This window comes from Janibacter anophelis NBRC 107843, assembly GCF_001570945.1.
GTDB classification, from domain to species: Bacteria; Actinomycetota; Actinomycetes; order Actinomycetales; family Dermatophilaceae; genus Janibacter; species Janibacter anophelis.
On the sequence record NZ_BCSQ01000082.1, the window covers coordinates 1 to 11123 of the forward strand.

The 11123-nt window shown below is 72.5% G+C and carries 13 protein-coding genes; 11 read left to right on the plus strand and 2 right to left on the minus strand.

Annotation, left to right across the window (positions count from 1 at the left end; genetic code table 11):
• From JAN01S_RS15480 to JAN01S_RS15500, 5 genes are all read left to right on the plus strand, one after another.
• Nucleotides 1–1357 (plus strand): ACT domain-containing protein (locus tag JAN01S_RS15480; protein WP_157075796.1); only part of this gene is annotated, 1357 nt, incomplete at its 5' end.
• Nucleotides 1358–1414: 57 nt separating this feature from the next.
• On the plus strand, nucleotides 1415–3025 hold the full coding sequence (ffh, locus tag JAN01S_RS15485) for a signal recognition particle protein (RefSeq protein ID WP_068319588.1): 1611 nt from the start codon (nucleotides 1415–1417) through the stop codon (nucleotides 3023–3025).
• 7 nt (nucleotides 3026–3032) lie between these two features.
• Nucleotides 3033–3824, plus strand: a complete 792-nt coding sequence (locus tag JAN01S_RS15490; protein WP_068319590.1) for an alpha/beta fold hydrolase — start codon at nucleotides 3033–3035, stop codon at nucleotides 3822–3824.
• Between the two features lie 72 nt (nucleotides 3825–3896).
• Nucleotides 3897–4538, plus strand: a complete 642-nt coding sequence (locus JAN01S_RS15495; RefSeq protein ID WP_068319592.1) for an NAD(P)H-binding protein — start codon at nucleotides 3897–3899, stop codon at nucleotides 4536–4538.
• Nucleotides 4539–4547: 9 nt separating this feature from the next.
• Nucleotides 4548–5636, plus strand: coding sequence for an amidohydrolase family protein (locus JAN01S_RS15500; RefSeq protein ID WP_068319594.1), 1089 nt, complete (start codon nucleotides 4548–4550; stop codon nucleotides 5634–5636).
• 126 nt (nucleotides 5637–5762) lie between these two features.
• On the opposite strand, the gene JAN01S_RS15505 is transcribed toward JAN01S_RS15500, so the two are convergent.
• Nucleotides 5763–6674: a sulfite exporter TauE/SafE family protein gene (locus JAN01S_RS15505; RefSeq protein ID WP_068319596.1), complete on the minus strand. Its 912-nt coding sequence runs from the start codon at nucleotides 6672–6674 to the stop codon at nucleotides 5763–5765.
• A gap of 157 nt (nucleotides 6675–6831) precedes the next feature.
• On the opposite strand from JAN01S_RS15505, the gene JAN01S_RS15510 reads away from it, so the two are divergent.
• The 5 genes from JAN01S_RS15510 (at nucleotide 6832) to trmD (ending at nucleotide 10123) form a co-directional block, all read left to right on the plus strand.
• Nucleotides 6832–7293, plus strand: coding sequence for an RrF2 family transcriptional regulator (locus JAN01S_RS15510; protein WP_068319598.1), 462 nt, complete (start codon nucleotides 6832–6834; stop codon nucleotides 7291–7293).
• A 200-nt stretch (nucleotides 7294–7493) separates the two neighbouring features.
• On the plus strand, nucleotides 7494–8033 hold the full coding sequence (rpsP, locus tag JAN01S_RS15515; RefSeq protein ID WP_068319600.1) for a 30S ribosomal protein S16: 540 nt from the start codon (nucleotides 7494–7496) through the stop codon (nucleotides 8031–8033).
• Between the two features lies 1 nt (nucleotide 8034).
• Nucleotides 8035–8277, plus strand: a complete 243-nt coding sequence (locus tag JAN01S_RS15520; protein WP_068319604.1) for an RNA-binding protein — start codon at nucleotides 8035–8037, stop codon at nucleotides 8275–8277.
• A 94-nt stretch (nucleotides 8278–8371) separates the two neighbouring features.
• Nucleotides 8372–8920, plus strand: coding sequence for a ribosome maturation factor RimM (rimM, locus tag JAN01S_RS15525; RefSeq protein WP_068319606.1), 549 nt, complete (start codon nucleotides 8372–8374; stop codon nucleotides 8918–8920).
• 3 nt (nucleotides 8921–8923) lie between these two features.
• Entirely contained in the window at nucleotides 8924–10123 is a 1200-nt protein-coding gene (gene trmD / locus JAN01S_RS15530; RefSeq protein WP_068319608.1) for a tRNA (guanosine(37)-N1)-methyltransferase TrmD, read from the plus strand.
• A gap of 9 nt (nucleotides 10124–10132) precedes the next feature.
• Here the strand turns inward: trmD and JAN01S_RS15535 are convergent, their stop codons facing one another.
• Nucleotides 10133–10492 (minus strand): hypothetical protein, encoded by a 360-nt coding sequence (locus JAN01S_RS15535; RefSeq protein ID WP_068319610.1) that lies wholly within the window; start codon nucleotides 10490–10492, stop codon nucleotides 10133–10135.
• A 183-nt stretch (nucleotides 10493–10675) separates the two neighbouring features.
• Between JAN01S_RS15535 and rplS the strand changes: the two genes are divergently transcribed.
• Nucleotides 10676–11032: a 50S ribosomal protein L19 gene (gene rplS, locus JAN01S_RS15540; RefSeq protein WP_068319612.1), complete on the plus strand. Its 357-nt coding sequence runs from the start codon at nucleotides 10676–10678 to the stop codon at nucleotides 11030–11032.
• The last annotated feature ends 91 nt before the right edge of the window (nucleotides 11033–11123 follow it).

An 11123-nucleotide genomic window follows, 5' to 3' on the forward strand; every position in this document is an offset into this window, starting at 1 on the left:
GAGCCTCCCCCTTCGTGCTGCGGTCGTGGCGGCTCGCCACGGTCTGCCGCTGGCGCCGCAGACCCTGACCAACCTCGCCGCCTGCCCCGAGCCCTCCCTGCCGTGGGACCAGCACGTCCGCGACCTGCTCGGCGACCTCCTCGCTGCCGGCCCCGGGCTGCCGCCCGTGTGGGAGGGGCTCGACCAGGTCGGCATCATCGAGCGCTGGCTGCCGGAGTGGGCCGCCGTGCGCTGCCGGCCCCAGCACAACCCCGTGCACCGGCACACCGTCGATCGGCACCTGCTCGAGACGGTCGCCCGCGCCTCGAGCCTGGCGCGCGACGTCGCCCGCCCCGACCTGCTGCTCCTCGCGGCCCTGCTCCACGACATCGGCAAGGTCGCCGGTGCCCGCGACCACTCGCGCACGGGAGCCGACATCAGCGACCGCGTGCTGCGTCGGTGGGGCGTGCCCGACGACGACCGCGAGCGGGTCGTGCTGCTCGTGCGGGAGCACCTGACGCTCGTCGAGACCGCGACCCGGCGCGACCTGGCCGACCCGGCCACGGCGAGCGCCGTGTGCGACCTCGTCGAGGGTGATGCGGAGACCTTCGAGCTGCTGCGGGCGCTGACCATCGCCGACGCCCGGGCCGCCGGGCCGGCTGCCTGGACCGACTGGCGGGCGGGGCTCGTCGACACCCTCACCGGCCGAGTGCGCGAGCGGCTCACGGGACAGACGCCTCCGGTCCCGCCGCTCGCGCCGGCGCCGGAGGTCGACGACGAGGCCCTCGGTGACGTCGTCGCCGGACGCCCGCACGTGCGCGTCGAGCGGGCACCCGGCGGGTGGGCCCTGAGGGTCCACTGCCGTGACCGGGTCGGGCTCTTCGCCGACACGGCCGGTCTGCTGGCGGCGCACGGCATGACGGTCCGGCGGGCCCGACTGGCCACCGTGGACGGGATCGCCGTCGACGAGTGGTTCGTCGAGTCGCCGGGAGGAGACCCGCCCGAGGCCGTGCGGGTGGCCTCGGGGCTCTCCCGGCTCGAGGCCGGGGACCGCGCCGCGCTCGGGGCGCTCGCCCGACGCCGGCGCGGGGACGCCCCGGCCGGTGCGGCCGGGGGAGCGCGGGCGTTCGTCCTGCCGAGCGCCGGCAGCGGCGCCACGGTCCTCGAGGTGCGCTCGCAGGACCGGCCGGGACTGCTGCACGACCTCGGGCAGGTCCTCGCGGAGGAAGGGCTGAGCGTGCGGTCGGCACACATCTCGACCTTCGCCGGGCAGACCCTCGACACCTTCTACGTCACCGACCGTCGGGGCAGCGAGCTCGGGCCGGCGGCGGTAGCGCGGGCGCTGGCGGCCGTCATCGACGCCTGTGACGGCGCCTGAGGCGCCCGTGCCACCACGAGGCGAAGGGAGGAGCCGCGGGCAAGTACCCTTGGCCGGGTGTTCACCAGCCTGTCCGACCGCCTGACCGCGACCTTCAAGAACCTCCGCGGCAAGGGGCGCCTGTCCGAGTCCGACGTCAACAAGACCGTCCGCGACATCCGGATGGCCCTCATCGACGCCGATGTGGCCCTGCCCGTCGTCAAGGAGTTCACCGCCGCGGTGCGCGAGCGCGCCACCGGCGCGGAGGTGAGTGGGGCCCTCAACCCGGCCCAGCAGGTCATCAAGATCGTCAACGAGGAGCTCGTGACGATCCTCGGCGGCAACACCCGGACCATCCAGTTCGCCAAGCGCCCGCCGACCGTCATCATGCTCGCCGGCCTCCAGGGCTCCGGCAAGACGACCTTCGCCGGCAAGCTCGGTGCCTGGCTCAAGCAGCAGGGGCACACCCCGATCCTCGTCGCCGCAGACCTGCAGCGACCCAATGCCGTCACCCAGCTCGAGGTGACCGGTGAGCGCGCCGGTGTCCCGGTCTTCGCCCCCGAGCGCGGCAACACCGGCGGGCACGACGCGGTCCTCGAGTCGGGGGAGGGGACGCGCTCCTTCGGCGACCCCGTCGCCGTGAGCCGCGCGGGCATCGCCCACGCCCAGTCGCAGCAGCACGACGTCGTCATCGTCGACACCGCCGGCCGGCTGGCCGTCGACGCGGAGCTGATGCAGCAGGCCGCAGACATCCGCTCGGCGATCGCGCCCGACGAGGTCCTCTTCGTCATCGACGCGATGATCGGTCAGGCCGCGGTCGAGACCGCCCGGGCCTTCGCCGAGGGCGTCGACTTCACCGGTGTCGTGCTCTCCAAGCTCGACGGTGACGCCCGGGGTGGTGCCGCCCTCTCGGTCGCCGGCACGACCGGGCGGCCGATCATGTTCGCCTCCACCGGTGAGCAGACCAAGGACATCGAGGTCTTCCACCCCGACCGGATGGCCAGCCGCATCCTCGACATGGGTGACGTGCTCACCCTCATCGAGCAGGCCGAGCGCGCCTTCGAGCGCGGCCAGGCCGAGGAGATGCAGCGCAAGTTCCTCGCCGAGGAGGACTTCACCTTCGACGACTTCCTGCAGCAGATGTCCGCGCTCAAGCGGATGGGCTCGCTGAAGTCGATGCTGAAGATGATGCCCGGCATGGGCCAGATGTCGGCGCAGCTGGACAACCTCGACGAGCGCGAGTTCGACCGGGTCGAGGCGATGGTGCGCTCGATGACCCCCTTCGAGCGCACGCACCCCAAGCAGATCAACGGCTCGCGCCGCTCCCGCATCGCCAAGGGCTCCGGCGTGACCGTCTCCGAGGTCAACCAGCTGCTCGAGCGCTTCACCGAGGCGCAGAAGATGATGAAGCAGCTCGCCCGCGGCGGCGGCATGCCGGGCATGCCCGGCGTCCCCGGCATGGGTGGCGGCAGTGGCCGCAAGAAGGGCAAGTCGCAGCCGAAGAAGAAGGGCAAGTCCGGCAACCCGGCCAAGCGCGCCCAGCAGGAGCGCGAGGCGGCCGACCGGGCCGCTGGTCGCGGTCCCGCCGGGTCCGCCTTCGGCGCCGGCGCGGCCGGTGGCCAGGACGCTCCGGCCGACCTCGACCCGAGCCAGCTGCCCAAGGGGTTCGAGAAGTTCCTCGGTCAGTGAGGCCCTCGTGAGCCCGACGCTGCACGCGATCTCCTCCGGCGACTCCGGCCCCCGGGTCGCGTTCTGCCACGGCCTCTTCGGCCAGGGGCGCAACTGGAACCAGATCGCCAAGGGGCTGGCGGACATCTGCCGGCCGACCCTGCTCGACATGCCCGACCACGGGCGCTCGCCGTGGACCGAGCGCTTCGACTACGTCGCCGCCGGCGACATCGTCGCGGACAACCTGCGCGCCATCGACCCGGACGAGCCGTGGATCGTCGTCGGTCACTCCATGGGCGGCAAGATCGCGATGCTGCTCACCCTGCGCCACCCCGACCTCGTCTCGAAGCTGTGCGTCGTCGACATCCCACCGGCGCCGACGACGAGCGTCAGCGAGTTCGAGACCTTCATCGCCGGGATGCAGGCGATGGACCTCGAGGCCATCGAGTCGCGGGCCGACGCCGACGCCGCCCTGGCGGAGGCGGCGCCCGATCCGGGCGTGCGCGGGTTCCTCCTGCAGAACCTGCGCCGCGAAGGGAGCAGCTGGCGCTGGCAGCCCAACCTCGAGGTCATCGCGCGCGACATCGCGACGATCGGCGGCTGGCCCGAGGACGACGTCGCCGGACTTCCCCCCTTCGACGGGCCGGTGCTGTGGCTCTCGGGCGAGCGCTCCCCGTACGTCACCGAGGACAACAGCGCGCAGATGCGCCGGCTCTTCCCGCGGGTGCGGTCGGTCACGGTCAAGGATGCCGGCCACTGGGTGCACTCGGAGCAGCCCGAGGTGACCACCGCGGCGCTGCGGGCACTCATCGTGGGCTGACCGCAGACCCCGTCATGTGATGGGGTGGAGGTGCCCGGCACCTCCCGGGCATCCCGACCGGAAGGATCCGAGATGTCCCGCATCATCGTCATCGGCGGTCACGGCAAGGTGGCACTCCTCCTCGCCCCGCTCCTCGTCGAGGAGGGCCACGAGGTCACCTCCGTCATCCGCAATCCCGACCACGCCGCCGAGGTGGAGGCAGGAGGGGCCACCGCACTCGTCGCCGACGTCGAGCAGCTCGACGTCGACGGGCTGGCCGAGCTCGTGGGCGGGCACGACGCCGTCGTGTGGTCCGCCGGAGCCGGCGGAGGCGACCCCGAGCGCACCCGAGCGGTCGACCAGGACGCTGCGATCCGGTCCATGGACGCGGCCGCGGCCGCCGAGGTCCCGCGCTACGTCATGGTCAGCTACTGCGGTGCCGGGTCGGACCACGGCATCGACCCCGACAACCCGTTTTACGCCTACGCGCAGGCCAAGGCGGCCGCCGACGAGCACCTGCGGGCCAGCGACCTCGAGTGGACCGTGCTCGGGCCGAGCGGCCTGACCCTCGACCCGCCGAGCGGCACGATCCACGTCGGGCGGGAGGGCAGCGGCAAGGTCTCCCGGGCCAATGTCGCCCGAGTCATCACCGCGACCCTCGGCGCCAACTCGACCGTGCGCCGGACCATCGAGTTCCACGACGGAGCACAGCCGATCGACGACGCGATCGGTTAGCCTCGGGCCATGGTGGATGTGCTGCACATCACGGGCGAGATCCTGGTCTCGGAGCAGGAGAGCGTCCCCGAGCTGTGGGTCATCGACGGCAAGATCTCCTTCAGCCCGCCGACACGCGGCGACGTCGAGACGGTGAGCGGCTTCGTCCTGCCGGGTTTCGTCGACGCCCACTGCCACGTCGGGCTCGACGCCCACGGGGCGGTCGACGCCGAGACGAGCGAGCAGCAGGCGGTCACCGACCGGGACGCCGGCACGCTGCTCATCCGCGACGCCGGGTCGCCGGCCGACACCCGCTGGATCGACGAGCGCGACGACCTGCCCAAGATCATCCGGGCCGGCCGTCACATCGCGCGCACCCGCCGCTACATCCGCAACTACGCCCACGAGGTCGAGCCGGAGCAACTCGTCTCCCGGGTGCGGGCCGAGGCCCGCGCCGGCGACGGCTGGGTCAAACTCGTCGGCGACTGGATCGACCGCGAGGTCGGCGACCTGTCCCCGTGCTGGCCGCGCGAGGTGCTCGTCGAGGCCATCGCCGCCGCCCACGAGGAGGGCGCGCGGGTGACGGCACACTGCTTCGGCGAGGAGTCCCTGGCCGACTTCGCCGCAGCGGGCACCGACTGCATCGAGCATGCGACCGGCCTGGTCCCCGAGACGGTCGCGGCCTTCGCCGAGCAGGGCATCGCCATCGTGCCGACGCTGGTCAACATCGAGACCTTCCCGCAGATCGCGGCGCCCGCCGCGGAGAAGTTCCCCGACTACCACCGCCACATGCTCTCGCTGCACGAGCGGCGCTTCGAGACGATCGCGGCGGCGCACGAGGCCGGCATCGACGTCTACGTCGGCACCGACGCCGGCGGCTCGCTCCCGCACGGCCTCGTCGCCCAGGAGATGGAGCTGCTCACGCGCGCCGGGTTCTCCACGACGCAGGCCCTGGCCGCTGGCACCTGGCGCTCGCGTGACTGGCTCGGCCACCCGGCCATCGCCGAGGGAGAGGACGCCGACCTGGTCGTCCTCGCCGAGGACCCCCGCGAGGACGTGCGCGCCTGCGGGCGACCGGAGCACGTGATCCTGCGGGGCGCCCGCGTGGGTGGGCGGTAGCCCCCTTCGTCCCCGGCGGGGATTCTCGGGTCACCCCGAAAACCCCCGCTCAGCAAGAGTTCCGAACTCTTGCTGAGCGGGGGTTCCTCGGGTGACCCGATCAACGTGGGACGGGTTGGGCGCAGCTCAGGCCGGCTCGCCCACCAGCTCGCGCTCCTCGGTGGCCTCGGCAGCGACCTCGGCGCGGTGGGCGCGCAGGCTGTAGAGGACCGCGCTGATCCAACCGACCCAGACGAGGGCGTAGACGACCCACTTCGCCGGGTCGTCCAGGGCGAGGCCGCCGGAGCCCATGATCGTCTTGGCATTGGTCAGGACGATGAGGCCACCGACGAGGGAGCCGAGGATCCGCGGCGGGACGATGCGCACGATCCAGGCGGCGATGGGTGCAGCGATCGCGCCACCGATGAAGAGCATCGCGACCCAGGAGAAGTTGATGCCCTGCGAGCCCAACGCCGCGAGGAAGCCGATGCTCGCCGCGACCGAGATGAGGAACTCGCTCGTGTCGATCGAGCCGATGACCTTGCGCGGCTCCATCCGGCCACTGGCCAGGATCGCGGGGGTGCCGACCGGCCCCCAGCCGCCGCCACCGGTCGCGTCGACGAAGCCGCCGAAGAGGCCCAGCGGGGTGAGGAAGCGCTTGCGCAGGGGAGTGCCGAGGCGGTCCTTGCGCAGACCCTTGAAGGTGAAGCGCACGAGGACGTACAGCCCGAGCGCCAGCAGGATGCCGGACATGATCGGCTTGGCGGTCGAGGTGTCGAGGCTGGAGAGGAAGGTCGCGCCGGCGAAGGCGCCGACCGCGCCGGGGACGCCGATCTTCAGCACGACCGGCCAGTCGACATTGCCGAAGCGCCAGTGCGAGGCGCCCGAGACGAGGGTGGTCCCGATCTCCGCGAGGTGGACGGTGGCGGACGCGGCGACCGGGTTGGTGCCGATCGCGAGGAGCAGCGTGGTCGTGGTGACGCCGTAGGCCATGCCGAGGGAGCCATCGACGAGCTGGGCGAGGAGGCCGACGACGGCCAGGAGGACGAGCTTGCGCATACGGAGGACTCTTTCCGTCAGGAGTGGCGCGGGTGGGACCGGATATCCCACGAGACAAGGGGGAGTTTTCTCGTAACTCTGCTTATGGGTCAAGTAACTGCGTGTTATGTCTCAGTCCGTGGTCCCGGGCGGTGCGGGCGCCCGCGATACTGGGGCGATGGACATCTCGGCCCGATCGGACTACGCGGTCCGCGCGATGCTCACCCTCGCGGCATCCGGCGAAGGGGGGACCCCCGTCTCCGTCGTCCGGCTCGCCGCGGAGCAGGAGCTGCCCCGCAAGTTCCTCGAGGCGATCCTCGCCGACCTGCGCCGCGCCGGTCTCGTCACCAGCCGGATGGGGGCGACCGGCGGCTACCTCCTGGCGCGACCGGCCGAGCGGATCGCCGTCGGGGACGTCATCCGCGCCGTCGACGGACCGCTCGCCGAGGTCCGTGGGGAGCGCCCCCAGTCGACGAGCTACGAGGGCGCGGCCACCCACCTGCGCACCGTGTGGGTCGCGGTGCGCTCCAGCGTCCGCTCGGTCCTCGACGGCACGAGCCTCGCGGACGTGCTCTCCGGCGAGTTCCCCGACGCCGTCAGCGACGCCGTCGCGGCCCCGGGGGCCTGGGAGAACCGCTGAGGCGAGGCGTAGGGCGGGGCGGGCCGGCCCCCTTCGTCATGCTTTTGGCCCGGGCGCCGTCCTCGTGGAACAATCGCCCCTTGTACCCGTCCGCGCCGGGGATCCCTCCTGCGTGCGCCGGATGCCTACACCCCGAGCTCGATACCCCGTGCGACAGGCGCACGGTCTCGCCGTGCTCATGACTGAAGGAGACCACGACAGTGGCCGTCAAGATCCGACTCAAGCGGATGGGCAAGATCCGCGCACCGTTCTACCGCGTCGTCATCATGGACTCGCGCGCCAAGCGCGACGGCCGGGCGATCGAGGAGATCGGCAAGTACCACCCCACCGAGGAGCCCTCGCTCATCCAGATCGACAGCGAGCGCGCCCAGTACTGGCTCTCCCAGGGCGCCCAGCCCACCGAGGCCGTCGCCGCGCTGCTGAAGATCACCGGTGACTGGCAGAAGTTCAAGGGCGAGCCCGGTGCCGAGGGCACGCTGAAGGTCAAGGAGCCCAAGCCCTCCAAGAAGGACCTCTACGAGGCCGCGCTCGCCGGCTCCGACAAGGAGGGTGCCGAGCACGAGGCCATCACCGCGAAGAAGAAGGCCGACAAGGAGGCCGCCGAGAAGAAGGCTGCCGACGAGGCTGCTGCGGAGAAGGCTGCTGCCGAGAAGGCCGAGGCCGAGGCTGCTGCTGACGAGGCCCCCGCCGAGGAGGCCGCTGGGTCCTCTGACGAGGCCGAGACCACGACCGAGGCCTGAGATGCTCGACGAGGCGCTCGAGCACCTGGTCACCGGCATCGTCGACCACAAGGACGACGTCGTCGTCCGGAGCAAGAACCTGCGTCGCGGGCAGATCCTCGAGGTGCGCGTGCACCCCGACGACCTCGGCCGCGTCATCGGTCGCTCCGGCCGGACCGCCTCCGCCCTGCGCACCGTCCTCGGTGCCCTGAGCGGCGGCGAGAACGTGCGGATCGACATCGTCGACACCGACCGCGAGCGCTGAGCCGGCGCCCGCCGTCCCGGTCGAATGGCCGCCCACCCCACCGGGGAGGGCGGCCATTCGCCATCTGTGCGCCCGGATACGTAGGTTGTCCTCCATGAGTCGCCCAGACGGTCACGTCGTCGCCCGCATCGGCAAGCCGCACGCCCTGCGTGGAGAGGTCACCGTCCAGCTGCACACCGACGACCCGGAGAGCCGGTTGGTGCCGGGAGTCGTCCTCGACACCCGCGCGGAGCCCGGCTCGGGCGTCCCTCGGCAGCTGACGCTCGCGACGACGCGCGTGCACCGGGGGATCTGGTTGCTCGGCTTCGATGAGATCCCCGACCGGACCGGTGCCGAGTCCCTGCGGGGCACGCGACTGGTCCTCGCGGGTGACCAGCCCGACCCGACCGAGGACGACGAAGGTTGGTACGAGGAAGATCTCGTCGGCCTGACCGCCGTCGACCCCACTGGAGCGGTGCTCGGCGAGGTCGTCGCCCTGGAGCTCGGCGCCGCCCAGGACCGGCTCCGGCTGCGCCGGCCCGACGGCCAGGAGGCGCTCGTCCCCTTCGTCGAGGCGATCGTGCCGGAGGTCGACCCCGAAGCCGGCCGGGTCGTCGTCGACGCGCCCCCGGGCCTGCTCGACCTCGACGCGAAGGGGGAGTGAGCCGTGCGCATCGACGCGGTCTCGATCTTCCCCGAGTACCTCGGCGCCCTCGACATCTCGCTCATCGGCAAGGCCCGCCGCGAGGGCCTGATCGACCTGCGGGTGCACGACCTGCGCGACTTCGCCCACGACCGGCACCGCACGGTCGACGACACCCCGTACGGCGGTGGCGCGGGCATGGTGATGAAGGCCCAACCATGGAGCGAGGCGCTCACCCACGTCCTCGACTCCGCCGACGGGACGAACGGCGCGGCACCCGTGCTCATCGTGCCCGGGCCGGGGGGTGAGCGCTTCACCCAGACGATGGCGCGCCAGCTGGCGCAGGCGCCGTGGCTGGCCTTCGCCTGCGGGCGGTACGAGGGCATCGACGAGCGGGTGTACGAGTGGGCGGCCGAGCGCATGGAGGTGCGCGTGGTCTCCCTCGGTGACTACGTCCTCAACGGGGGTGAGGTCGCCGTCCTGGCGATGGTCGAGGCGATCGGCCGGCTGCTGCCGGGAGTCGTCGGCAATGCCGAGTCGCTCGTCGAGGAGTCGCACGAAGGGGGCCTGCTCGAGTACCCGATCTACACCAAGCCCGCGGTGTGGGCCGACGCGGACGGCGTCGAGCGCACCGTCCCGGAGGTGCTGCTCGGCGGCAACCACGGCGCGGTGGCGCAGTGGCGGCACGAGCAACGACTCGCCCGCACGGCGGCCCGCCGCCCGGACCTGCTGCACGTCGCCGCGACCACCCGGGAGCTCGCGGGGCTCGACCACTCCGTGGCCACCCGCGCCGACGCGGCCGAGCTGACGGTGCTGCAGAAGGCCTGCTGGATCGAGATGGTCACGCCGGCGGAGCACTGGTGGGGCGCCCCCGCGGAGGACGCGGCCGCGGTCGCCGAGGGCCTGACCCACTGGACGACCCACCTCTTCCGGTCCGAGGGACGCCTCGTGGGGTCGGTCCGGGTGCGCCGCGACCCCCACCGCGAGACGACGTGGCAGATCGGCCGCCTCATGGTCGTCCCCGACCTGCAGGGCCGGGGGCTGGGCCGGGCGCTGCTCGCGCACGCCGAGGCGCTGGCGCCCGCGGACACCACGACGCTGTGGCTCAACACCGGAGCCGACCAGGCGCGCCTGCTGCGCCTGTACAAGAAGGCCGGCTACCGGGTCGTCGGTCCCGGCGAGGGGCCCGGCACCGTCGACCTGAGTCGACCTCGACGCGGCTGAGCGGGCCGCTCAGCCGCAGCCCGGCGCCCACAGGCGCATCGCGACCTCGAGCAGCACGGTCCCGACGAGGGCGCCCGCGAGCCACACCCAGCCCCGGGCCCGGTGGGCCAGGGAGAGCAGGGCGATCGGGATGGCGATGACGAGCGCGATCGCGGGCAGGCCGTCCTGCACGATCGGCCACAGCACCTCGGTGCCGGTGCACCCCGAGGCGCCGTCCCGGTCGATCTCGACCAGTCCGCGCACGCGGGAGGTCAGCAGGGCGGCCGCCGGAGCGATGAGCAGGAGGGTGAGCAGGCCACCGACGGGGTGCCAGGCGAGGCCGTCGTCCTCCCGCGGGCGCCGGTGGGCCCCACCACGATTTCTGGTCACACGCTTCCCTCTGGCAGAATCGGACATCGCGCTCGACGACACCGCCCCTGCCACAGGGGGAGTGCCGGGCAGGACCGCACGGTGTGCGGTCCGGACCCACGGCACGCGGCGGGGGGCGCGACACCTCACACATTACTGACGAGGGCGGACGGCCTGTGGCGTTCGCAGGAAGCGACAAGCGCCATGCAGCGTTTCGACGAGATCGACAAGGCGTCCCTGCGGGACGACATCCCCGAGTTCCGGGCCGGCGACACCGTCAAGGTCCACGTCAAGGTCATCGAGGGCAACCGCTCCCGTGTCCAGCTCTTCCAGGGTGTCGTCATCCGGCGCCACGGCGGCGGCGTCGGCGAGACCTTCACCGTCCGCAAGGTCTCCTTCGGCGTCGGCGTGGAGCGCACCTTCCCGCTGCACACCCCGGTCATCGACAAGCTCGAGGTCGCCAGCCGTGGTGACGTCCGTCGCGCCAAGCTGTACTACCTGCGCGACCTGCGCGGCAAGGCCGCCCGCATCCGCGAGCGTCGCGAGACCCCCGCGAACTGACGCACCGCTCCGCGGGTCGTAGGCTGACCAGGATGTCGACCGACCCCGCGCAGCAGCACTCCTCGACCCCCGCCGCAGACGCGGCGGGGGG